Genomic DNA, 21828 nt, shown 5'->3' on the forward strand with positions numbered 1-21828 from the left:
CCCCGTCCGCGTGCCATGATCACGTCCGAGGCGGCCACCGCACCCGCGGGGCCGACCGACGAGAGGACGACATCACCATGACGAACGACGCTCTCCGCGTTGCCGTGCTCGGCCCCGGCGGGGTCGGCGGCCTGCTCGCGGCCCTGCTGTCCCGGGCCGGCCACCGGGTGACCTGCCTGGCCGGCGAGGACACGGCCGCCGCCCTGCGCGCCGACGGCATCCGCGTCCACAGCGCGCGGTTCGGCGACTTCACGGCCCGCGTCGACGCGGACACCGAGCTGCGCGTCCCGGTCGACGCGGTCCTGATCGCCGTCAAGCACACCGCGCTGGAAGCGGGCCTGAGCCGTCTCCCCGCCCCGGCGCTCGGCGACGACACCCTCCTCGTACCGTTCCTGAACGGCGTCGAGCACCCGGCCGTCCTGCGTGCCCGCCACCGTCCGGACCGGGTCGCCCCGGCCGTGATCCGCGTCGAGTCGACCCGGGTCGCGCGGGGCGTGATCGAGCACGCGAGCCCCTTCGCGGAGGTCGACCTGGCCGGCGACGCCGTGCCGCGGCCCCGCCTCGACGCGCTCGCGCGGACGCTGACGGCGGCCGGCCCGACCGTCCGCGTGCTGCCGGACGAGACGGCCGCGCTGTGGGCGAAGATGGCGTTCCTCGCGCCCTTCGCCCTGCTCACCACCCGGTACGGCCTGCCCCTCGGCGAGGTCCGCACCCGGCGCCGCGAGGAGCTGACCGCCCTCGTCGAGGAGACCGCCGCCGTCAGCAGCGCCTGCGGCGCCCCCGCCGACCCGGCCCAGGCACTCGCCCGGTACGACGCCTTCGCGCCCACCACCAAGTCCTCCATGCAGCGTGACGCAGAGGCGGGCCGGCCCCTCGAACTCGACGCGATCGGCGGGGCGTTGCTGCGTGCGGCCGAGCGGCACGGCATACCGGCGCCGGTGGCGACGCGCCTGGTACGGGAGTTGGCGGCGGCTACGCGCTAGGCAGCGCCGTGCCGATGCTCCGCAGGTCGACGTACCAGTCGTTGGACCGGATCGGGTTCCCCTTCGGGTACTCGAGGTCGATCTGTCCGAGCAGGGTGAAACCGGCCTTGCGGCATACTCCGTTGGACGCCGGGTGGTCGACCTTGGGGAAGGCGTGCAGGGACGGGTGGCCGCCGTGACCGACCGCCTGTCCCGCGACCTCTATGAGCGCCCGGGCGGCCCGCGCGGCGAGGCCTCTGCCCTGGAACCCGGGCAGGGTCGCCCACCCGGTCTCCCACACCGTGCCGCCCCGCACCTGGGTCTCCCAGTAGCCGATCGACCCGACGGTCTCCCCGCCGTCCGCCATTACGACCCGGTACATGCCGCCCGGGGCCAACTCGAGGTACCGCCGGTGCCGGTCGGCGAGTTTCTCCTCGCTCTCCGGGCCGCCGAGATGCGCAGTCATCTCGGGGCTGTTGGACCGCTGCAACAGCCAGAAGTCGCCCTGCGACCATGGCACCAGCCGCACCTGCTCCACACCACTGTGATCCATGCGGCAACCGTAGAACGAGGGTCTGACAACGGGCCGTCCGTCAGCGGGCACCCCGGTTCGGACCCGTCGTCCGGAACGGTTGTCCTGACCGAAGGGAACCCCATGCCCGGGTCCGCTCCCCCCGTCCTCGCCTACGACGGGGACTGCGGCTTCTGCCAGACCTCCGTCGACCGCCTCCGGGCGCTCGCGGCGCCGACGCTGGAAGCGGTTCCCTGGCAGTTCCTGCCCGCCGAGGAGACCGGGCCGCACCTCGAACGGCTGGACCAGGAGGTGCTGTTGCTGCGCGGCGGCACGGTGCTCGCGGGCGGGTCGGACGCGCTGGCCCGCTGGGTGGGCACGTCGCCGTCCGGCGGGTACCGGGTGCTCGCGGCCGTCGTGCGGCTGCCCGGCGTCCGGGCCGGCGCCCGCGTGGTCTACCGGTGGGTGTCCCGCAACCGGCACCGGCTGCCCGACGGCACTCCCGCCTGCGCGGCGCCGCGCTGACCGGTCGAGCGGCGGCTTCCCGATCCGGCTACCCGATCCGGCTTCCTGAGCCACCACGACATCACCCGAACACACGTTCACACGAACACCCCAAAGGAGCTCGCCACTCAAATTCGAACAGGCGTACCATTGCCGGGTGGCTAAGACCTATGACTTTCCCAGCGACCTGCGCGCCGGTCAGGAGGAGCTGCATCAGGTCCGGGCCGAGCTGTCGGCCCTGCTGAAGCGGCTGCCCTGGTCCGTCGAGCCGCTGGACGGCTTCAGTGACGACGGGGGCTGGCGCAAGGTCGAGCGCCCCGCCTCCCCCGGCTGGACGGCCGACGAACAGGCCGAGGTGGAGAAGCTCCGGCGCCGGGAGCACGAGCTGGCGGTGTTCGTGAGCTGCCACCGCTTCTGGGCGGAGGTCGCCGAGGCGGACCGGGTCGAGGCCCGCATGAGCCTCAAGCACGCGCATCCGGACACGTGAAAGGGCCCCCGGATCTCTCCGGGGGCCCTCTCGCTCACCTGGTGGGCGCGGACGGTTTCGAACCGCCGACATCCTGCTTGTAAGGCAGGCGCTCTACCCCTGAGCTACGCACCCAGGACGAGTCGACAGCCTACATTGCCGGTGCCTGTGTCCTGCAAACCCGTATCCGCCCGAGGTTTTCCCGGGGGCTACCCCCACCCCGGATCCGGGAGCCCACCGGATCGTTCGCCGGCCCGCGGCTGCCTACGGTCATCAGTGCGCATCAGTGCACCGTCAGGCAGCAGCCCAGGGGGAGACCGACATGACCCGCACGACCCGTACGACCCGGACGACCCGGACGACCCGGACGACCCGAACGCGCCGTTCGACCCGTGGGGCGCTCGCCGCCGTCGTCGTGGTCCTCGCCGCGGGAGCGACCGCCTGCGCCTCCGCCGACGACGACGAGCATCCCGACCACCGGTCCTTCGGCCTGCAGGGCCGCACGCTCACGATCGACTCCGACGACTCGGCGCTCGAGATCGTCGCCTCGGACACGGCCAAGGCGGGCACGGTCGACGTCACCCGGTGGTTCCGGGGGTCGGTCACCATCGGCAGCAGCCCGAAGGTGACCTGGTCGATGAAGGACGACCGGCTGACGCTGCGGATGCACTGCTCAGGGCTGGTCGCCGACTGCTCCGCCAAGCACCGCGTCGAGGTGCCCCGGGGTGTCGCCGTGAAGATCGAGAGCGACGACGGCAGCGTGCGGGCGCAGGGCTTCCGGGACGCGCTGAGCGTGCGCACCAAGGACGGCTCCGTACGCGTCACCGACTCCAGCGGGCCGCTGGAGCTGCGCAGCGACGACGGTTCCGTACGCGCCGAGGTCGCCTCGCGCACGGTGGACGCGCACACCAAGGACGGCTCGGTGCACCTCACCCTGAGCGCCGTACCGGACCGGGTGGAGTCGGTCAGCGACGACGGCTCGGTGACGATCGCGCTGCCCGCGGCGACGTACCGGGTGACCACGAAGACCGACGACGGCGGGGTGCATGTGTCCGTGCCGCGCGACGAGTCCAGCGCGCATGTCGTGGACGCGCGCAGCGCCGACGGCGAAGTCACCGTCGAGAACGCGAACTAACGGGCCCGTGTGTTCGTCCTTAACCGGTGGGAGAATGAGACCGGGCAGGGCGGATCACAGCACGGGAGAGGGATGTGACGGCGACACCAGCGCAGCCGTACTCGCCGTTGGTGCCGCGCGCACGGCGTCCCGCGCGAAAGGGGCTGCGCACAGCGCTCCAGGACACCGTCACGCTCGTCGCCCTCCCTCTCGTGGTCGCCCTCGCGCTGCCCGCCGCTTTCGCCGGCGGCGGCACCCGGCGCTGGTTCGGCGGACGGGCCGAGAGTCAGCGGGCCGAGGCGCAGGCCGCGAAGGACGCGGCGGCGGCCGCGTTCTACGAACTCGACACCGCCCAGCGCGACCTGCGGATCTCGATCGAGACGATCATGGCGGTGGACGACTCGCCGGCCGCCCGGCGCGCGGTCTCCGACTTCGAGGCCGTCGGCCGGCGCATCGACGAGGCCAGCAGCCAGTACATCAACGCCGTCGACGCCCACGATCTCGACCGGGACGACCTGGAGGCCTCGGCGGCCGCCCGGGCGCGCACCGAGCTGACCCGCGCGAAGGACGAGTTGGGGCGCGTCAAGCAGGAGCTGGACCGGTTCGCGGACGGGCTGGGCCCGCTGCTCGGCAAGGCCGAGACGCAGCTGGCCCGGCTCGCGCCCGCCGTGGAGCGGGCCCGGCAGGCGCTGCTGGCGGCGTCCCACGCGCTGGACGCCGTACGGGAGAGCGGTCTGCGGGCGGACGATCTGGCGGCGCGGCTGGCGGCGCTCGCGCCCGAGCTGACGATGCTGAACCAGGGCGCGGGGCAGCACGGGGTGCCGCAGACCCTGCAGCGGGCGGAGCAGGTGTCGCGGGAGGCCGAGGCGGTCCGCGTGGCGGCGGAGCGGCTGCCGGAGCGGGCCGCCGAGATCGACCACCGGCTGGTGTCGCTGCGTACGCGCGCGCAGGCGCTCCAGACCCGCTCGGGGCAGGTGGAGCCGATCCTGAGCGAGCTGCGACGGCGGTTCTCGGCGGCCTGCTGGCAGGACCTCCAGCACGTCCCCGAGCAGGCCGGGGAGAACGTCCGGCAGGCCGAGGCGAAGCTGAAGGAGGCGCAGGCCGCGCGGGACGCGCAGCGCTGGCCGGACGCCACCGCGCTGCTGTCGACGGTGCGGGCGCTGCTGAACGGCACGGACGAGGCGGTGTCGGCCGCCGGTGACCGGCTGGCCAGGCTGAACGCGGTGCAGAAGGATCCGCAGGCGGAGATCGACCGGACCCGGTTCGCGATCCGGGACGCGCAGCGGCTGGCCATGTCGGGCCGTAACACGCCCGATCCGCGGCATGCGCGCCCGCTGGACGACTCGGTGGCCCGGCTGGAGCGGGCGATCGCCACGCTGGAGGGCCGGCATCCCGACTACTGGCACTTCCTGACCGAGACGGAGGCGGTCCGGCGGGCGGTGGCGGACACGGTGGCCCGGATCCGCGAGGAGCGCGGCGCCGGGCAGTGACGCCGTCGGCGCTCCGAACGCCCCGACATTGCCCTCGGCGGTCGGCGGGCGGATATTGAGAGGTACGTACGGCCCCCGTCGGCACGTCCACCCCCAGGGAGGCGGAGATGGCCACACACGCACTGCACGGCCGGTCCGGGCGGCGGATCAGACTCGACGACCACCTGCCCGTCGACCATCGTCTGAACCTGGTCTACCGGATCGGCGCCGGGCTGATGGGCCTGGGTCTCGTCGTCTTCGGGATCTTCGGGATCATCGACGAGATCGGCTTCTTCGACACCGGCGGGGACGAGGTGTGGAGCCTGAACACCAACGGCGCGCTGAGCTGGCTGTCGGTCGGCGTCGGGCTGCTGCTCTTCGTCGGCATGGTGATCGGCGGGAACTTCGCGTCCACCCTGAACATGACGTTCGGCCTTCTGTTCATCCTCAGCGGCTTCCTGAACATGGCGCTGCTGGAGACGGACTACAACTTCCTGGCCTTCAAGATCCAGAACTGCATGCTCAGCTTCGTGATCGGGATCCTGCTGATGGTCTTCGGGATGTACGGCAGGGTGGGATCCGCCCTGCCGCACGACAACCCGTACTGGCGGGCCCGTCATCCCGAGGAGTGACGGAGTGACGGGCCGGCCGGATCAGGTGCGGTAGGCGTAGTAGTACGCGTTCGGGTTCTGCGTGATGATGCTCGACAGCGACTTACGCAGGGTGTTGTTCGAGTGGTACGTCAGGTACGGAATGCCGTTGGCCTTGTACGTGACGATCATCGTGTGGTCCTTGGACCCGTCCCGGTCGAAGTCCATCTGGAGGACGTCGCCGACCTCGAGCTGGTACACGTTGGCGAGCGCGGTGGTCCGCTTGGAGTTCTGGGCGAACCAGGACCACTCGTTGACGCCGACGAACGAGTCCGACTGGATGTCGGCGTTGCCGAACCACTTGGTGTAGTCGTACACGTAGCCGGGGACGTGCTTCCAGCCGCCCGCCTTCAGGGACTGGCTGACGAAGTTGGTGCAGTCGCCGCCGGCGGTGTGGTTGTTGAAGTCCGGGTAGTCCTTGTTGTAGACGTTCCAGTACTTCTCGGCGTAGGTCGCCATCGCCTTGTAGTCGTAGGCGGTGCCGGTCTTCGGGACGGCGGCCGGGTTGCGGGTGATCTCCGCGCGCTTGGCGTTCGGCATGGTGTCGTCGGCGGCGGTGGCCACCTTGACGGACGTCGGCTTGGACAGCGTGTTCACCGCGAGGCCACCCTGGTCGGTGTCCGTGATGCCGGTGAGCTGCCAGGTGCCCTGTCGGTCGGCCTTGAACGTCAGCTCGTGCCTGGCCTGGAACCCGGTGGTCTTCGGCGCGTTTCCGCGGGCCTGCGCGTAGGTCAGGGTCGTGGTCTCGGTGACCTCGGCCTTGGCCGTACGGCCCGTCACGCGCGTGGCGTTCAGGGTGACGGTGGTGGCGGCCTTGCTGTACTTCTCCCCGGCCTTCGCGAGCTTGTCCTTGCGCTGCCCCAGCGTGGACAGGGTGGCGTCCTCGCTGCGGGCGGTGCCCGAGGACAGCTTGACGTCACCCGAGAAGCCGTTGGTCAGCGGCTTCTCGCGGTCGCCCTGAGCGCCCGTGACGAGGGCGTCCGTACGGTCGGTGAAGACCGCGTCCGCCAGCCGCTGGAAGGTGGCCTTGGTCTTCGCGTCGACGGTGGGGTCGTCGACGACCGCGGCGCCGGCGGACCAGTTGGGCAGCAGCGCGACTCCGGCGACGACCGAGGTCGCCGCTGCCCCGAGTATCGTGACGCGGCGGCGCGTCCCGCTCAATTTCCTTGACTTCACTGATGTTTCCCCTCTTGACCCGGCGGGGGGATGCCGGGCAGGGGCATCTTTGCATGACATGTGCAGCTCGTGTGAAGGGGGTTGCGGTTGAGGTTTGGTTACGCCGTACCCGGGATCCGGCCGTCACTTCACGACGGTCGACCAGTCCGGATTCTGCGCCGGGTCCAGGGTGCGCATCCGCTCCAGCGTCGCGGGCGACTGCACGTCCATCCAGTCGGCCAACTCCTTGAAGGACACGCACTTGACGTCCTTCTTGGTGCATACGTTCTCGATGACCTGGTCGACGGCCTTCATGTAGATGCCGCCGTTCCACTGCTCGAAGTGGTTGCCGATGAACAGCGGGGCCCGGCTGCCGTAGTACACCCGGTTGAAGCCGGCCATGTAGGAGTCGAGGGTCTCCTGCTCCCACTGCGTGTACTTGGCGGGGTCGCCGTCGGGCTGGCCGTCGGACTGGTTGGCCAGGAAGTTGAAGTCCATGGACAGGGACTGGACGTCGCCGTTCGGGAGCGCCTGGAGCGGGAAGTCCCAGAGGCCGTTCTTCTTCGTCGGCCAGATCTGGAAGCCGCCCGGGTTGGACGCGTCGTAGCGCCAGCCGTAGCCCTTGGCGGCCTTCAGGAGGTTCGGCTGGCCCTCCAGGCAGGGCGCCCGGCCGCCGGTGACCTCCTTCTTGAAGTCGAAGGGCAGCGGGGCGATGTCCTTGTAGCCGGTGTTGGTCTTCCAGTTCTCCACGAACTTGTAGAACTGGTCGATCTCGCTCTTCCACTCCTGGACGCTCCAGTCCTTGCCGCCCTTGGCGCCGCAGAAGTGGCCGTTGAAGTGGGTGCCGATCTCGTTGCCCTCCTTCCACGCGTCGGCGAGCTGCTCCAGGGTGGTGCGGATGTGCTCGTCGGTGGGGTAGCTGATCGCGGCCGAGCCCTTGGGGTGCTGCGGCGGCGAGTACAGGTCCTTCTTGCTCTTGGGCAGCAGGTAGATGCCGGTGAGGAAGAAGGTCATGTTGGCGTTGTACTTCTCGCCCAGCTTCCGGTAGTGCTCGAAGAGGCCGTCGTCGCCCATCAGCGCGCCGTCCCAGGAGAAGACGACGAACTGCGGAGGCTTCTCACCGGGCTTGAGCGGGACGGGCTTCAACTGGCCCGTCTGCGGCCCGGTGTACGAGGTGGAGCCGTCCCCCAGGACGTGGGTCTTGCCGTCCCACTCCGGCTCCTTGGCAGCCTCCGACGACGCCTTCTTGCTGTCCCCCGAGGACGCCGTCGGCTGGGTGTCGTCCGTGCGGTTGAGCACCAGGTAGCCGGCCATCAGGGACGCGACGACGAGGAGCGCCGCCAGCGTCAGGAACCCCGGGTGCGTGGCGGCGGGGCGGCGCGTGGGTGCCGGGGCCTTGCGGCGGCGGCCCGACGGTGACTTCATGTGCGGATCATTTCTCCGGATTCGGGGACGCGGGCGCCCGGGGTCGGTGGTCAGCCGAGCGGGCTCATGGCACCTGACCAGATGCCGTAGGGAACGCTGTCGTCGGTCGTGCCGGCGATGCCCTTCAGTGGAAGCGGTTCGAGGCTCTTGGCGAGGTCGATGCGGTAGACGACGACCGCCGTGGACACGGCCTTGGCCGAGCCGACGTACCAGGCGGCGGTGTCGTCCTGGGTGGTGCCCGCCTTTGCGGCCACCCGGCCGAGCGAGCCGGACCGGGCGGCCTGCTGCTGCGAGGAGGGCACGTCGTCCGGGTGGGCGAGGCTGAAGGAGTCCGCGAGCGCGGAGTTGACCTCCTCGGCCACGTCGGCGCCGAACGCGCGGTCGGTGGCGGGGGTCTCCAGGACGACCTTGGTGCCGTTCTTGGTGATCATGCGCACCGAGTACGGCTCGGTGTGCTTGCCGCCCGCGGCGAAGGTGGAGTAGCCGCTCGCCATGCGGATCGCGCTGGGCGTGGCGCTGCCCGTGGACAGCGCGGGCACCTGCGCCCCGAAGCTGGAGGCCAGCAGCCCGGACTTCTCGGCGGTGGAGCGCACCACGTCCAGGCCGGCGTCCATGCCGAGCTGCATGAACGGCGTGTTCACCGACCGGGCCAGGGCGCGGTGCAGGGAGATCTGCCCGTAGGACTTGCCGCCGTCGTTCTCGGACGCGACCCGCTTGCCGTTGCGGTCCCAGTAAAAGCCCTCGGGGGTGGTCAGCAGCGCCTTGTCGTCGCCGTCGTAGAGCGACTCGCCGGTGATCTCGGTGGTGTCCCCGTCGCGGGTCTTGTGGATGCCGTGCTCCAGACCGGCCGCGTACACGAACGGCTGGAAGGCCGAACCGGCGGGGACGGTGGTGGCGTTGGACTCGTTGTAGCCCTGCGTACGGTGGTCGGGGCCGCCGTAGACGGCGAGGATCCGGCCGTCGGCGGCCACCGAGGAGGCGCCGTAGTGCGCGGCCGCGGCGTTCTTCGGGTCGTCCTTCTGGGCCTGCTTGCGGGCCTTGGCGACGGCGTCGGTGAGCTGGGTCTCGCGCTTCTTGTCGAAGGTCGTGTAGATCTGGTAGCCGCCCAGGTCGAAGTCCTTGTCGGAGATGTTCCCGGCCTTCTTGGCGTACTGGGAGGCGAGTTCGACCAGGTAGTCGCTCTGCTCACCGGTGTCGTACAGCGGGTTGGCCTTGAGCGGCTCGGGGAACTTCGTGTACTTGGCGCGCTCGGCCTTCGACAGCTTGCCGATCTCGACCATCCGGTCCAGGGTCCACGACCAGCGCTCGACGGCGCGGGCGCGGTTGGCGGGGTTCAGCGTCGGGTCGTACAGGCCCGCGCCCTTGAGCAGGGAGGCGAGGAACGCGGCCTCGCTGGCGTTGAGTTCGCCGACGTCCTTGCCGTAGTAGGCCTGGGCGGCGCGCTGGATGCCGTAGGTGCCGCGGCCGAACCAGCTGGTGTTGAGGTAGCCCTCGAGGATGTCGTCCTTGCTCATCTGGTTGTCGAGCTTGAGGGCGATCATCGCCTCGGTGAACTTGCGGCTGACCGTCTGGTTCTGGTTCAGGTAGACGTTCTTGACGTACTGCTGGGTGATCGTGGAGCCGCCCTGGGTGTCGCCCTGGCCGATCGTGCGGAACAGGGCGCGGCTGATGCCCTTGAAGGAGATGCCGGGGTCGCTGTAGAAGCTCGCGTTCTCCGCGGCGAGCACCGCCCAGCGGACGTCCTCGGGGATGTCCTTCAGCGGCATCGCCTGCCGCTGCACCCAGCCGGTGCGGGCCATCGGCGTCCCGTCGGCCCAGAAGTACACGTTGTCCTGCTGGGTGGCGTACGAGTTGATGTTGTCCGGTATGTCGGTGGCCGCGTAGGCGACGACCAGCAGCAGGCTGCTCAGACCCATGGACGCGAGGAAGCCGCCGAGCCACTGCCGCCAGGAGGGCATCCAGCGCCGCCAGCCGGTACGGCCCGGGCGCGGGTACTGCGGGCGCAACTTGCGGGCGTACGGCGTGACACGAGCCACATACGGGGCCAGTACCGCGAGAAGCGGCGTCAGCCGGGGACCCAGAGCCGAGGATATTCGGGCAAACACGGAAGGACGGGGGGCTTTCCGCCGGTTTTTCGACGAACGCGCTTTCTTGTCGTCGCCGCCTTCACCGCTGCCCTCGGATATGTCCGGCACGGCCGGTATATCCGATACCCGCAGTTGCATGGTCTCGTCCGCCCGGAAAGAGGCAGGGACCTTCAACTGCATGGTGGCATCTGGCTCCTGGGGCTCCTCCCCCTGCCCCGCCTGGGTCACGACGCGTCTCCCTCCCGCACTCCGTATTGCTCGCAGGCAGACGTACAGACTTCCGAGGGCCTGACATGGTTGCCGTTGACGCGGCCGCAAACGGTGAACCCTTCCGACCTCGGGGTTCGTGCGGCGCTCTCAAATTACCAGCGCCCTTCGCAAATTCTCCACATAAGAAAACGACAGAAGTGAACAACGGTCAAACTGCTGACGCCGTGTCCGAGCATAAGGCCCTAATCTGGGGCCATGCCTCGCTACGAGTACCGCTGCCGGACCTGCGGCGACACGTTCGAACTGACCCGGCCGATGGCCCAGTCCGCCGACCCCGCGCCCTGCCCCGCAGGTCATGACGACACAGTGAAGCTTCTCTCAACGGTCGCCGTGGGCGGCACCGCCTCCGCCCCCGCGCCCGGAGCGGGCGGCGGGGGCGGAGGCGGAGGCGGTTGTTGCGGCGGCGGCTGCAGCGGCTGACAGCCGGCACGGGGCGGATTCTCAGGAGTTCTTCAGGAACTCCCGCAGGATGCGCTCGCCGGCCAGCACGCCCCGCTCGGGCAGAGCGGTGATCGCCGGGGCCGTCCAGACCGCGTCGGCCAGTTCGCCGTGCCCCGGGCGCCAGCCCCGGTCGGCGGCCAGCAGCAGGTCGGCGTCGAGCAGCGAGTCGCCCGCGGCCAGCGTCAGTTCGGCGCCGGTGCGGCGGGCCACCTCGCGCACGGCCGCGCTCTTGGTCAGCGGCTTCGGCACGGCGTAGATCTTGCGGCCCTGGAGCGACACGGTCCAACCGCGGTTCTCCGCCCAGGCCGCGAGCTCCTTCACCCACTCCTCGGGCAGCAGCTCGCGCTCGACGACGAGGTAGGCGAACAGGTCCTCGGCGATGCGCTGCTTGCGCAGCCAGAGCGGGTCCGCCGTCTTCGTCAGGTACTCCTGCACCTCGGCGAGCGGCGCGCACTCGTCGGCCAGCCGGGCGAGCACGGAGCCGTGCCAGTCCTGGTCGGTCGCTCCGTCGACCAGCAGATGACCGCCGTTCGCACAGATCGCGTACGTCGGCTGCGGGCCGGGCAGGTTGATGCGCTGGTACTGCTTGCGCGTCCGGGTGGTCGTCGGCACGAACACCGCCGTGTCACCGAGGTCGGTGAGCAGTCGCGCCGCCGTCTCGGTCATGAACGACAGCGGCCTCGCCTCGTGGACCTCCACGCACAGCAGGCGCGGCGCGCGGGCGTCCGGCATGGTCAGCGCCAGGGCGGCCGCCGAGTAGATGAGCGTACGGTCGAGGTCGCTCGCCACCAGAACCGGCATCAGACCGTCACCGCCCTGCCGTCGGCGCCGGTCGCCCCGCGCGTGAACTGCGGGTGGATCAGCCCCACGCAGGTGTACGGCAGATCGTCGACCTCCTCGACGGGCACCCCGCGCTGCCCGGCGAGCAGCCGTACGTGGTCCAGGTCGGCGCCCGCCCCGGCCCGCGCGAGGATCTTCCAGGGCACCCGGCGCAGCAGCACCCTGGTGGTCTCGCCGACGCCGGGCTTGACCAGGTTCACGTCGTGGATGCCGTACTCCTCGCTGATCCGCTCGACGGCGGCCCAGCCCTCCCAGCTCGGCGTGCGGTCACTGGCGAGGAGCTCCTTCGCCGCGCCGTCGACGGCGTCCGCGACCTCCGGGAAGCGGGCGGCGACGGCGTCCAGGAAGGCGACCGAGACGTCCGCGCCGGCGAGTTCGCGGTAGAACTTCGCGCCGTGGAAGTCGTCCGGGCCGACGAGGTCGGCGCGCAGGACGGTCCGTGAGATGAGCCCCGAGACGGTCGAGTTGAGACAGGCGGACGGGATCAGGAAGTCCTCCCGGGTGCCGTACGTCCGCACGCACGAGCCGGGGTCGGCCAGCACCGCGATCTCCGCGTCGAAGCCGGCCGCACCGCCGCCCGCCTCGAACTCCTCGATCGCCGCGGCCAGTTCCCGGGTGATCGCGCCCTTGCCGGTCCAGCCGTCGACGAACACGACGTCCCGCGGGTCGTGATGGGCGGCCAGCCAGCGCAGCGCGTTGGCGTCGATGCCCCGTCCGCGCACGATCGACACGGCGTAGTGCGGCACGTCGAGCCCGTGCCGGAACCGCGCCCAGCGCCGCATCAGCACACCGATCGGGGTGCCGGCGCGGGCGAGCGAGACCAGGACGGGCCGCGGCGACCGCTCGGCGATCACGGTCTCCGTGACGACGCCGACGGCCTGCGCGAGCCGCGCCGCGGAGGTCGCGAGGGCCGCGTGGAACAGCTCCTGGTACTGCTCGCTGGGCTGGTACTCCACGGGCAGCGACTCGGCGTAGTGCGCGCCGCCGCTCTGGATGGCCTCCTCCCGCTCCTCGGTCGGCGCCTCCAACGTCACGTCCGAGAGGTCCTGGAGCAGCCAGCCGACCTCCTCGGGCGCGTACGAGGAGAAGGCGGGGCCGCGAAGGGGCTCGGGCAGCATGGCGGGTCTCTCTTCCGACAGGGCGGCTGCGGACAGCGGCTCGGGGACGTACGACGGTACGACCGCGAGGACGACGTGCGGGGTATGCGCGGCCAGCCGGGCGAGCAGCCCGTCGGGCGCGTGCAGGGCGGCGGTGTCGGCCACGGAGTCCACGACGGCGACGACTGCGTCGAAGCCGCCGCCCGCGACGTTGTAGGCGTAGCGCTCGCCGGGGCCGTCGGCCGGGTCGTCGTGCGCAGGGAAAACGATTCGGCTGCGTATCGCGTAGCCGGGGTCGTCGACCGCGAGGACGGGCGAGCGGGTGGTGGTCGAGTAGCGCACCTCCGCGGCCACGACCTGCTCCAGCTCACGGGCGAGGCGCAGGGGCGTGTACATCAGCTCCTCGAAGCCGAGCACGAGGACGCTCCGCGGGTTGGCGGGGAGTGCCTCGGCGAGGCGGGCTGTCATGGCGGGGAGGGCGGCTTCGAGGCGTATTCGGTGCGCGGGCGTGAAGCCGTGGCGGCCGCCGTCGGGGAGACGGCGGGGCCAGGACAGGTCCACGCGGGTGATGTGGCCCACGGGCCGCGTCTGCCAGGTGCGGTTTTCGCCCGGGCGCGGGTGCGTTGTGGCTGGTCGCGCCCACGCGGCGGAGCCGCACATGTCACCGCCCCGCGCCCCTGGGGGGTTGGCCCGCACGCCCGCGTCGAGGCTCTGGGCGGGAAGGGGCGGTGACTCTTCCGATGCGGGCTCGACAACGCCCTTCAGGGGCGCGGGGCTGTGTCGATGTGCGGCTCCGCCGCGGGGCGCGACCAGCCCCCACCGGCCCGCAGCCGACCGACCACCGCCGGCGGCACTCTCGGACTCGTACCGTGCCACCAGCTCCTGCCCCTTCTCCAGCACCCCCGGAGGGAGCCGGACCGTGCCGGAAGCTGCCGCTACCAGGTCCACGCGGGCGCCGATCTCCCGTGCGAACGCCGCGAGGCGCCCCGCGTCGGCGGCCGACCGCATGTCGACCAGCGCCACCACGACGTACCGTCCCCGCGGATACCGCTCGTGCAGGGCTCGGATGGTGTTCAGGACGGTGTTGCCGGTGGAGAACTCGTCGTCGACCAGGACCAGCGGCCCGTCCCCGGCCAGCAGCGCCGGGTCCTCCGGCAGGAGGAGGTGGGACGTGGCGTGGGAGTGGGACTCCTCGAAGCCGCCCGCCGCCGGGACGCCCGCGACCGGGCGGCGGGTGGAGTGCAGGTAGGGGGCGGCGCCGAGGCCGTCGGCGACGGAGTGGCCGAGACCGGTGGCGGTCTCCGCGTAGCCCAGGACGACCGCCCCGGCCGCCTCCTCGGCGCCGAGCAGCTCGCGCACCCGGCGGCCGAGGGCGAAGCCGTGGCCGTGCACGACCGACGGGGACTGCGGGACGTGCTTGCCCAGCACGTTGGACACCAGCAGATGCGCCCGCTTGGGGTTGCGGCGCAGGGCCAGCCCCAGCATGTCCGTCAGCGTGTCGTCGCCCACGAGCTCGACCCCGAGCCGCTCGGCGACCCACGTCCCGGACCAGATCCGGCCGTCCCCGCTGTCGCGGCCGTCCTGGCTGTCGCGGCTGTCTCGGTCGTCCCCGTTGTTCACTGCGTTGTTCATGCGTCCCTTGTGAGTGAGGTGGAGGTTCAACCAGGTATGCCGGCGGCGAGCAGGTCGACGAAGCTCACGTCCTCGTGTGCGACGCCGAAGACCTCCGCGCGGAGCATCGTGCGCTCGGCCCAGGCGCGGTGCGGTTTCACCTCGTTCATCTTGTTCGTGTACTGCGACCGCAGCACACCCCCGCCGCCGCGTTCCGGCCGCAGGATGTCCGCCGCGTCGCTGTACTCCTCGTGACTGACGACGGACAGCGCGTGCACGGCCGGCACGTGCGAGGGGTGGATGCAGGTCTTGCCCAGCAGGCCGTTGGCGTGGTCGAGGGAGATCTCGCGCAGCAGCCCGTCCATCGCGTGCTCGATCAGTCTCTCGCGCAGTTCCACGGCCTGCCCCTCCAGGAAGGGGCTGTGTCGCAGCATCGGCTTGAACATGCGCTCGGGGACCCGGAAGTACTCCCACACCGGCCCGGTCACCGTGAACCCGGTGCCGTCGGCCCGCCCCAGCATGTTCACCACGTCGGCGATCACGGAGGCGACGATCTGGACGTCGTAGGCGGTCATGTCGGGGGCGCGGCGCAGGCCGTAGGACGAGCAGAAGTCGGTCACGCCGAGGCGCAGCGCGAGGACCCGGCTGCGGTACTTCTCGACGGCGCGGGCGATGCCCTCCAACGCGTCCACCCGGGACTCGCGGTACATCAGTTCGGGCGTCTCCAGCACGGGCATGCCGAACAGCCGGCGTCCGCTCGCCGCCTCGGCGCCCGCCAGCGCCTCCAGGAACGGAATGCCCCGCTCCTCGGTGAACTTCGGGAACACGAAGCCGCTCAGCAGCTCCGCGCCGGCTCCGAGCCGCCGGACCAGGTCGGGGATCTGCTCGGGCGTCCGCACCCGGATGAAGAGCAGCGGCGGCTCCACGTCCGTGCGCGCCGCCAGGTCGGCGAACTGCCGGACGAGGTTCTCCTCGCCGGCCGCGACGTCCTCGTCGCCGATGGAGTCCTCCAGGCACAGCACCATCGACACCACGCCGCGCCCGGTCTGCTTGACGATGTCGTCCGCCAGTCGGGGCCGGGTGGCCGGGCTGTAGAGCGTGGCGCCCAGGGCCGCGGAGAGCAGCTTGGCCGGGGAGTCCCTGTCGAAGACGCACGGCTCCCGGTAGAAGAGGCGCTGCCGCACCTCAGGGGCGAGGTGCCCGAAATGACGCATAAATCTCCCCCGTGATGCAAGGTAAGGCGGTGGATTCGGCAAGAGGTGGCCGGTAATAGTACGTAGGGACCCATGTCAGGGGTTCCCGTCGGGCATGAACTTCAGGTAACTCGCCCGTGAGACTTGTCCGGACTCGCCGTGCACCCCGCGTTGTCGTGAGCAGGACCGAGAAGGCAGGATGACCGCATGACGCACGCGATGCTGAAGGGGTCGAACGTCCCGCTGAAAACCACCACGGTACGCGCCGTGCTGCGCTGGACCCCCGGGCAGGGAGTCCCGGACGTCGACGCCTCGGCGCTGCTCCTCGGCCTCGACGGTCGTGTGCGTTCCGACGAGGACTTCGTTTTCTACAACCAGCCCCGGCACCCTTCCGGGAAGGTGTGGCGGCTCGGCAAGAAGCGGGTCGCCGAAGGCCTTACCGACACCATCCAGACAGATCTCTCCGGTGTCGAGTCCGGCGTCGGCCAGATTCTGCTGGTCGCTTCGGCGGACGGCGTCACCTTCGACCGCGTACGTTCCCTCAGCATTCTGCTGTACGACGCGACGAGCGAGGGCGAGCCGCTGGCCACCTTCGACATCCGTCCCGAGACGGGCGAGGAGACGGCCCTGATCTGCGGCGAGCTGTACCGGCGCGGCGACGGCTGGAAGTTCCGCGCCCTGGGCGAGGGCTATTCCAACGGCCTCAAGGGCCTGGCCACGGACTTCGGCATCTCGGTGGACGAGTCCGAGGAGGCCTCCGACCCGACGCCCGCCCAGTCGACCCCGAGCCTCTCCCAACCCCTGCCGCCGGAACAGCCGACCTCAGCCGTCCCGCAACAGCAGCAGCCGGCCTACGGCTACCCGTCCAGCCTGCCGACCCACGGCTACGGCTACCCGGACGGCTCCTTCCGCCTGCCGCCACAGGGGCCGCAGTTCGTCGGACGGTGAGGACACGGGAACGCGGGGCCGCGGGGCCGCGGGGGGCTCTGAGCGCTACTTCTCCACCTTCGTCTTGTAGCCCCGCCCCCACTGCAGCCCCCACCCGTACAGCCGGTCCAGCTCCGCCTGGAAGCCGTACACGAACCGCACCTCGCGCCGCACCATCAGCTCCCCCTTCACGTTCTCGATCATCACCACGGCGCAGGACCGGGCCTGCGGATGCCGCTCGTCGAGCCCTATCTCGATCCGCGGGCCGTTGCTCGGGTACAGCGTGACGATCGCGTGGGTCCGGTCGAACGCCGGCGTCTGGTCGTAGATGTAGACGAAGACCAGCAGCCGCTTGATCTGGTCCCGGTGGTCGAGGTTGACGTACATCGTCTCGCCGGACGCCGACCCGAACCGGTCGTCGCCGCTCAGCTTCACGTACGGCGCCGCGTTCACGTCCCCCAGCAGCCCGCCCAGCGGCTGGACGACCCCCTTGGCGCCGTCGGCCAGCTCGTACAGGCAGCCGAGGTCGAGGTCGACGTTCACCATGCTCTGGCTGTGTCCGATGACCTCCGGGGGCCGCAGCGCCTTGAAGGGGTGGCGCAGCAGACTCTCGCGCTGCGGCCCGCCGATGTCGGACGTCCGCATCCGCCAGGTCAGGTTGACCCGCAGGTTCCCCGTCGCCGCGCCCTGCTTGGTGAGGGAGACCTGATGATGCCGTTTGGTCAGCTCGATCGCGTTGCTGGCCGCGCTGCCCGAGTCGAACTCGGCCGTTCGGCTGCCCAGAATTCCGTCGAAGAAGCCCATTCCCGCCCCCCTGCGTCCCCTTCGTTCACCACACAGTCCGGCGGGGCGGCCGTGGAGGACAGTTTCCTCACCGGCCGCCCCGCACAGAGCGTTCCTCACTCAGAAGGTGATCACACCCCGGACGAGACCTCAGTCTTCTCGTCCGAGCCCTCCGCTTTTCCCTCGGCGGCCGCGAGTGCCTTGTTGCGGCGCACGGAGGACCAGAAGGACGCGGCGATCAGGACCACGCCGACGAGGCCGGTGATGACCTCGTTGATCTGGTGCTGGATGGTGACCAGGAGGAGCACGGCGAGGGCGCCGATGGCGTAGTGGGCTCCGTGCTCCAGGTAGACGTAGTCGTCAAGGGTGCCCTGGCGGACGAGGTACACGGTCAGCGAACGGACGTACATGGCGCCGATGCCGAGGCCCAGGGCCATGAGGACGATGTCGTTGGTGATGGCGAAGGCGCCGATCACGCCGTCGAAGGAGAAGGAGGCGTCGAGGACCTCGAGGTAGAGGAACATGAAGAACGCGGCCTGGCCGGCCAGCACCACGGGCGAGCGCTGCTTGCCGCTGCGCACCGCCTCTTCCTCCTCCTCGTGCTCGCGTTCCTCCTCTTCTTCGAGTTTGTCCTCGAAGTAGCCGGAGAGACCGCCGACGATCATGTAGGTGATCAGACCGGCGATGCCGGAGATCAGCACCGTCTGCGCCTTGTCGACGTGGGCGCCGCCGTGCTGGTGGGCGTGGGTGGCGAAGGTGAAGGAGGTGATCAGCAGGACGATCAGGGCGATGCAGACCGACAGCATGTCGACCTTGCCGAGCTTGGACAGCGGGCGTTCGATCCAGCGCAGCCACTGGATGTCGCGGTCCTCGAAGATGAAGTCGAGGAAGATCATGAGCAGGAACATGCCACCGAAGGCGGCGATCGCCGGGTGCGCGTCGGTGACGAGCTGCTGGTACTGGTCCTTGTCGTTCAGCGCGAGATCGACGGCGTCGATCGGGCCGATCTTGGCGCTGATCGCCACGATGACGACGGGGAAGACCAGCCGCATGCCGAAGACGGCGATGAGGACACCGACGGTGAGGAAGATCTTCTGCCAGAAGGCGTTCATCTTCTTCAGGATTCCGGCGTTGACCACCGCGTTGTCGAACGACAGCGAGATCTCGAGGATGGAGAGGATCGCCACGATGCCGAAGGCCTCCCACCCCCCGTAGAAGACCGCTGCGACCAGGCCGAGCGCGGTGACCGCGAACGACCAGCCGAAGGTTTTCAGAAGCACTGGCTACCCAATCGTGTGTTGGGGGTCCCCCCAGACGGAGTCTGGGGGAGGGTCTCCCCCGCGCCGTACTCGGCTTTACAAAAAGTTGACCTAGCGGAGCAAGTCTAGAGGCGGCTGCCCCGACCGGCACCGGCACCCCCATACCAGCCGGTAGCGGCGCTCGCGCGGGGAGGTCCTGAGCCGACCGACCGACTAGGAGACGTGCACGCCGAAGTCCAGGGCGATGCCTCGCAGACCCGACGCGTACCCCTGGCCCACCGCCCTGAACTTCCACTCGCCGCCGTAGCGGTAGAGCTCGCCGAAGATCATCGCGGTCTCGGTCGAGGCGTCCTCGCTGAGGTCGTAGCGGGCGAGCTCCTGGCCGTCGGCCTGGTTGACGACGCGGATGAAGGCGTTGGAGACCTGGCCGAAGGTCTGGCCGCGCTCGTCCGCCATATGGATGGAGACCGGGAAGACGATCTTGTCGCACCGGTCGGGCACCAGGGAGAGGTCGACCAGGAGCGACTCGTCGTCGCCTTCGCCCTCGCCGGTGAGGTTGTCGCCGGTGTGCTCCACTGAGCCGTCCGGACTCTTGAGCTGGTTGTAGAAGACGAACCACTCGTCCCCCATCACCCGCCCGCTCGAGCACAGCAGCGCGCTGGCGTCGAGGTCGAAGTCGGCTCCGGTGGTGGAGCGCGCGTCCCAGCCGAGTCCGACCATCACCTGAGTGAGGTTCGGCGCGGCCTTGGACAGGGAGACGTTGCCTCCCTTGGCGAGCGTGACGCCCATTGCTGGTCCTCCCCTAGGTACTGCTTCTTCGGTTGTCCTGCACGTCCGGCGCCGCCCGTAAACGGTGCGGCGCCGGACGGTCGGGCCTTTCGGTGACTTCAGGTCCTTCGGGTCGGTCAGACGTTGACGCCGAAGTCCTGCGCGATGCCGCGCAGACCCGACGCGTAGCCCTGGCCGATGGCGCGGAACTTCCACTCCGCGCCGTGCCGGTAGAGCTCGCCGAAGACCATCGCGGTCTCGGTCGACGCGTCCTCACTCAGGTCGTAGCGGGCGATCTCGGTGCCGCCGGCCTGGTTCACGACGCGGATGAACGCGTTGCGGACCTGGCCGAAGGACTGCTGACGGTTCTCGGCGTCGTAGATCGACACCGGGAAGACGATCTTCTCGACGTCGGCCGGGACGGTGGCGAGGTTGACCTTGATCGCCTCGTCGTCGCCCTCGCCCTCACCGGTGGTGTTGTCACCGGTGTGCTCCACCGAGCCGTCGGGGCTCTTGAGGTTGTTGAAGAAGACGAAGTTGGCGTCGCTGCCGACCTTGCCTGCGTTGTTCAGCAGCAGCGCGCTGGCGTCCAGGTCGAAGTCGGTGCCGGTCGTGGTGCGGACGTCCCACCCCAGACCGACGATGACCGCGGTCAGGCCCGGGGCCTCCTTGGTCAGCGATACGTTGCCGCCCTTGCTGAGGCTGACTCCCACGAGTCCTCCATTGGTGTCCTGGGGCGGGGAGCCCCGTGGTGCGTTGGATATCGGATCAACGAGTCGATCCTAGTGACGGGTTCCCGCCCCACGCAGGCCTTGGAGCCGAAGAATCACAGGGTGTCGGCGCCGGGCCGGGCCCAGGTCGGGACCGGCGGGGATCAGAGGGTGTCGAGTGCCGCGACGTACTCGCCGAGGTCGCGCGCGTCCGGCAGCGCGTTGACGACCGTCCAGCGCACGACGCCCTCCTTGTCGATGACGAAGGTGCCGCGCACCGCGCAGCCCTTGTCCTCGGCGAAGACGCCGTAGGCGCGGGAGACCTCGCCGTGCGGCCAGAAGTCGCTCAGCAGCGGGTACTCCAGGCCCTCCTGCTCGGCGAAGACGCGCAGGGTGTGGATGGAGTCGTTGGAGACGGCGAGCACCTGGGTGTCGCGGTCCGCGAACTTCGGCAGGTTGTCGCGCACCTCGCACAGCTCACCGGTGCAGACGCCGGTGAAGGCGAAGGGGTAGAAGAGCAGGACGACGTTCTTGCTGCCCCGGAAGTCGGAGAGCTGCACGGTCGCCCCGTGGTTGTCCTTGAGCTCGAAGTCGGGGGCCTTGTCGCCGACCTGGATCGCCATCGCGTGGATGTCCCTTCGGGTGGGTCTGTCTGGGTGAGAACACCCTACGCAGCAGGCCCCACGGGACGGCGGACGGGACGGCCGACGGGCCGACCGGAGTCGGTCGGCCCGTCCGTCCGTTTCCAGACCGGTTTACCTCGACGAGGTCACTTCTTGGACTTGGCGGCCTTGGGCGTCACCAGCCGGCTGCCGCTCCAGTCCTTGCCCACGCTGACGCTCTTGCTGGCCGACAGACCCGCAGTCGTCGCGGCTTCGGAGATGTCGCTGGGCTCCACGTATCCCGTACGGCCGGTCTTCGGCGTCAGGAGGAGGATCGACCCGCCTTCTTCGATGTACGTGGTGGCGTCCACCAGCGCATCCGTCAGGTCTCCGTCATCGTCGCGGAACCAGAGCACTACGGCGTCGGCGACGTCGTCGTAGTCCTCGTCCACCAGATCGCTGCCGATGACTTCCTCGATGGACTCGCGGAGCTCCTGGTCGACGTCGTCGTCGAAGCCGATCTCCTGGACCACCTGCTCGGGCTGGAATCCCAGCCTGACGGCAGGGCTCGTCCGCTCCTCCGCGTGGTCCGCGGTCGCGCTCACGGGTTGCCTCCTGATCATGATTCGGATGGGGGTGCCCCCGTCGCCCGTCCAGGGCTTGGGGGAAACTCAGCCACGCGCGTGCGCGAAGCATTGGCCGTAGTCCACACGGGCGGGACGGATCGCGCAAGTACCCGGCGGTTCGGACCGCCGAAACGGTGACGATCCTGGCCGTGTCGACGCAACTCCAGGCATGAGATCCAGACGGAAGGTGACATACGCCACACCCATCTGCCCCGTTTGCGTATTTGAGAACCATCCAAGGGTACGAGATTCGAACGAGTGCCGGTTACCTAGGGGTAGAGATGACGTTTGCGGCCCCTAGGTACACGATGGGGGCTGTGCAGGTCCCCCTCGCCCAGTCCCCCACACAGCCCCACAC

20 protein-coding genes, 1 tRNA gene and 1 pseudogene are annotated in these 21828 nt (G+C 70.0%); 8 read left to right on the forward strand and 14 right to left on the reverse strand.

Annotation, left to right across the window (positions count from 1 at the left end):
- Positions 1–77: 77 nt before the first annotated feature.
- A complete protein-coding gene (locus ACIBAF_RS02225) occupies positions 78–983 on the forward strand; it encodes a ketopantoate reductase family protein (RefSeq protein ID WP_399461173.1) in 906 nt (301 codons plus the stop codon).
- On the opposite strand, the gene ACIBAF_RS02230 is transcribed toward ACIBAF_RS02225, so the two are convergent.
- Positions 973–1515 carry a GNAT family N-acetyltransferase gene (locus ACIBAF_RS02230; protein WP_399461174.1) on the reverse strand — a complete coding sequence of 181 codons (543 nt, stop codon included), beginning with the start codon at positions 1513–1515 and terminating at the stop codon, positions 973–975. The genes ACIBAF_RS02225 and ACIBAF_RS02230 overlap by 11 nt on opposite strands.
- A 102-nt stretch (positions 1516–1617) precedes the next feature.
- On the opposite strand from ACIBAF_RS02230, the gene ACIBAF_RS02235 reads away from it, so the two are divergent.
- Complete coding sequence (locus ACIBAF_RS02235; protein ID WP_399461175.1) at positions 1618–1998, forward strand: thiol-disulfide oxidoreductase DCC family protein; 381 nt, start codon at positions 1618–1620, stop codon at positions 1996–1998.
- Positions 1999–2134: 136 nt separating this feature from the next.
- Complete coding sequence (locus tag ACIBAF_RS02240) at positions 2135–2464, forward strand: hypothetical protein (RefSeq protein WP_399461176.1); 330 nt, start codon at positions 2135–2137, stop codon at positions 2462–2464.
- A 39-nt stretch (positions 2465–2503) separates the two neighbouring features.
- On the opposite strand, the gene ACIBAF_RS02245 is transcribed toward ACIBAF_RS02240, so the two are convergent.
- Positions 2504–2578, reverse strand: a tRNA-Val gene (locus ACIBAF_RS02245).
- Positions 2579–2765: 187 nt separating this feature from the next.
- On the opposite strand from ACIBAF_RS02245, the gene ACIBAF_RS02250 reads away from it, so the two are divergent.
- From ACIBAF_RS02250 to ACIBAF_RS02260, 3 genes and pseudogenes are all read left to right on the forward strand, one after another.
- Positions 2766–3578 (forward strand): DUF4097 family beta strand repeat-containing protein, encoded by an 813-nt coding sequence (locus ACIBAF_RS02250; protein WP_399461177.1) that lies wholly within the window; start codon positions 2766–2768, stop codon positions 3576–3578.
- 74 nt (positions 3579–3652) lie between these two features.
- The gene (locus ACIBAF_RS02255; RefSeq protein WP_399461178.1) at positions 3653–5047 is read left to right on the forward strand and encodes a hypothetical protein; all 1395 of its coding nucleotides are present in this window, start codon (positions 3653–3655) and stop codon (positions 5045–5047) included.
- 107 nt (positions 5048–5154) lie between these two features.
- Positions 5155–5655 (forward strand): annotated as a pseudogene (locus tag ACIBAF_RS02260) (DUF4383 domain-containing protein); the annotation flags it as partial.
- A gap of 24 nt (positions 5656–5679) precedes the next feature.
- Here ACIBAF_RS02260 and ACIBAF_RS02265 read toward each other — a convergent pair.
- The 3 genes from ACIBAF_RS02265 to ACIBAF_RS02275 form a co-directional block, all read right to left on the reverse strand.
- Positions 5680–6852: an amidase domain-containing protein gene (locus tag ACIBAF_RS02265; protein ID WP_399461179.1), complete on the reverse strand. Its 1173-nt coding sequence runs from the start codon at positions 6850–6852 to the stop codon at positions 5680–5682.
- Positions 6853–6975: 123 nt separating this feature from the next.
- Positions 6976–8256 carry a hypothetical protein gene (locus ACIBAF_RS02270; protein WP_399461180.1) on the reverse strand — a complete coding sequence of 427 codons (1281 nt, stop codon included), beginning with the start codon at positions 8254–8256 and terminating at the stop codon, positions 6976–6978.
- Positions 8257–8306: 50 nt separating this feature from the next.
- Positions 8307–10523 (reverse strand): transglycosylase domain-containing protein, encoded by a 2217-nt coding sequence (locus tag ACIBAF_RS02275; RefSeq protein ID WP_399461340.1) that lies wholly within the window; start codon positions 10521–10523, stop codon positions 8307–8309.
- Between the two features lie 285 nt (positions 10524–10808).
- On the opposite strand from ACIBAF_RS02275, the gene ACIBAF_RS02280 reads away from it, so the two are divergent.
- Positions 10809–11033, forward strand: a complete 225-nt coding sequence (locus tag ACIBAF_RS02280; protein ID WP_399461181.1) for a zinc ribbon domain-containing protein — start codon at positions 10809–10811, stop codon at positions 11031–11033.
- 21 nt (positions 11034–11054) lie between these two features.
- On the opposite strand, the gene ACIBAF_RS02285 is transcribed toward ACIBAF_RS02280, so the two are convergent.
- Genes ACIBAF_RS02285 through ACIBAF_RS02295 form a run of 3 tightly spaced genes read right to left on the reverse strand, consistent with a single transcriptional unit; the run spans position 11055 to position 15816 of the window.
- Complete coding sequence (locus ACIBAF_RS02285; RefSeq protein WP_399461182.1) at positions 11055–11855, reverse strand: HAD family hydrolase; 801 nt, start codon at positions 11853–11855, stop codon at positions 11055–11057.
- Entirely contained in the window at positions 11855–14623 is a 2769-nt protein-coding gene (locus ACIBAF_RS02290; RefSeq protein WP_399461183.1) for a phosphoribosyltransferase, read from the reverse strand. Before ACIBAF_RS02290 ends, ACIBAF_RS02285 begins: the two co-directional genes overlap by 1 nt.
- A 26-nt stretch (positions 14624–14649) precedes the next feature.
- The gene (locus ACIBAF_RS02295) at positions 14650–15816 is read right to left on the reverse strand and encodes an HpcH/HpaI aldolase/citrate lyase family protein (protein ID WP_399461184.1); all 1167 of its coding nucleotides are present in this window, start codon (positions 15814–15816) and stop codon (positions 14650–14652) included.
- A 186-nt stretch (positions 15817–16002) separates the two neighbouring features.
- On the opposite strand from ACIBAF_RS02295, the gene ACIBAF_RS02300 reads away from it, so the two are divergent.
- Complete coding sequence (locus tag ACIBAF_RS02300) at positions 16003–16743, forward strand: TerD family protein (protein WP_399461185.1); 741 nt, start codon at positions 16003–16005, stop codon at positions 16741–16743.
- A gap of 45 nt (positions 16744–16788) precedes the next feature.
- Here ACIBAF_RS02300 and ACIBAF_RS02305 read toward each other — a convergent pair whose 3' ends face one another.
- The 6 genes from ACIBAF_RS02305 to ACIBAF_RS02330 all read right to left on the reverse strand — a co-directional run bounded on the left by ACIBAF_RS02305 (position 16789) and on the right by ACIBAF_RS02330 (position 21449).
- Positions 16789–17526 (reverse strand): Tellurium resistance, encoded by a 738-nt coding sequence (locus ACIBAF_RS02305; protein ID WP_399461186.1) that lies wholly within the window; start codon positions 17524–17526, stop codon positions 16789–16791.
- Positions 17527–17636: 110 nt separating this feature from the next.
- Positions 17637–18785: a DUF475 domain-containing protein gene (locus ACIBAF_RS02310; RefSeq protein ID WP_399461187.1), complete on the reverse strand. Its 1149-nt coding sequence runs from the start codon at positions 18783–18785 to the stop codon at positions 17637–17639.
- 192 nt (positions 18786–18977) lie between these two features.
- Positions 18978–19553 carry a TerD family protein gene (locus ACIBAF_RS02315; protein WP_399461188.1) on the reverse strand — a complete coding sequence of 192 codons (576 nt, stop codon included), beginning with the start codon at positions 19551–19553 and terminating at the stop codon, positions 18978–18980.
- 116 nt (positions 19554–19669) lie between these two features.
- Positions 19670–20245, reverse strand: a complete 576-nt coding sequence (locus ACIBAF_RS02320; RefSeq protein WP_079662623.1) for a TerD family protein — start codon at positions 20243–20245, stop codon at positions 19670–19672.
- A 161-nt stretch (positions 20246–20406) separates the two neighbouring features.
- A complete protein-coding gene (locus ACIBAF_RS02325; RefSeq protein ID WP_399461189.1) occupies positions 20407–20865 on the reverse strand; it encodes a peroxiredoxin in 459 nt (152 codons plus the stop codon).
- 146 nt (positions 20866–21011) lie between these two features.
- Entirely contained in the window at positions 21012–21449 is a 438-nt protein-coding gene (locus tag ACIBAF_RS02330) for a DUF3052 domain-containing protein (protein ID WP_399461190.1), read from the reverse strand.
- Positions 21450–21828 lie beyond the last annotated feature (379 nt).

Origin of the sequence: Streptomyces sp. NPDC051677 (genome assembly GCF_044453465.1) — a bacterium.
In the GTDB taxonomy this organism is placed as follows: Bacteria; Actinomycetota; Actinomycetes; order Streptomycetales; family Streptomycetaceae; genus Streptomyces.

Bases quoted from the DNA above. Each gene is read 5' to 3' on its own strand.
- ACIBAF_RS02290 (WP_399461183.1), bottom strand. From the start codon at position 14,623: ATGAACAACGCAGTGAACAACGGGGACGACCGAGACAGCCGCGACAGC.
- ACIBAF_RS02235 (WP_399461175.1), top strand. From the start codon at position 1,618: ATGCCCGGGTCCGCTCCCCCCGTCCTCGCCTACGACGGGGACTGCGGC.
- ACIBAF_RS02250 (WP_399461177.1), top strand. From the start codon at position 2,766: ATGACCCGCACGACCCGTACGACCCGGACGACCCGGACGACCCGGACG.
- ACIBAF_RS02300 (WP_399461185.1), top strand. From the start codon at position 16,003: ATGACGCACGCGATGCTGAAGGGGTCGAACGTCCCGCTGAAAACCACC.
- ACIBAF_RS02280 (WP_399461181.1), top strand. From the start codon at position 10,809: ATGCCTCGCTACGAGTACCGCTGCCGGACCTGCGGCGACACGTTCGAA.
- ACIBAF_RS02305 (WP_399461186.1), bottom strand. From the start codon at position 17,526: ATGGGCTTCTTCGACGGAATTCTGGGCAGCCGAACGGCCGAGTTCGAC.
- ACIBAF_RS02270 (WP_399461180.1), bottom strand. From the start codon at position 8,256: ATGAAGTCACCGTCGGGCCGCCGCCGCAAGGCCCCGGCACCCACGCGC.
- ACIBAF_RS02295 (WP_399461184.1), bottom strand. From the start codon at position 15,816: ATGCGTCATTTCGGGCACCTCGCCCCTGAGGTGCGGCAGCGCCTCTTC.
- ACIBAF_RS02285 (WP_399461182.1), bottom strand. From the start codon at position 11,855: ATGCCGGTTCTGGTGGCGAGCGACCTCGACCGTACGCTCATCTACTCG.
- ACIBAF_RS02225 (WP_399461173.1), top strand. From the start codon at position 78: ATGACGAACGACGCTCTCCGCGTTGCCGTGCTCGGCCCCGGCGGGGTC.
- ACIBAF_RS02275 (WP_399461340.1), bottom strand. From the start codon at position 10,523: ATGCAGTTGAAGGTCCCTGCCTCTTTCCGGGCGGACGAGACCATGCAA.
- ACIBAF_RS02315 (WP_399461188.1), bottom strand. From the start codon at position 19,553: ATGGGCGTCACGCTCGCCAAGGGAGGCAACGTCTCCCTGTCCAAGGCC.
- ACIBAF_RS02325 (WP_399461189.1), bottom strand. From the start codon at position 20,865: ATGGCGATCCAGGTCGGCGACAAGGCCCCCGACTTCGAGCTCAAGGAC.
- ACIBAF_RS02230 (WP_399461174.1), bottom strand. From the start codon at position 1,515: ATGGATCACAGTGGTGTGGAGCAGGTGCGGCTGGTGCCATGGTCGCAG.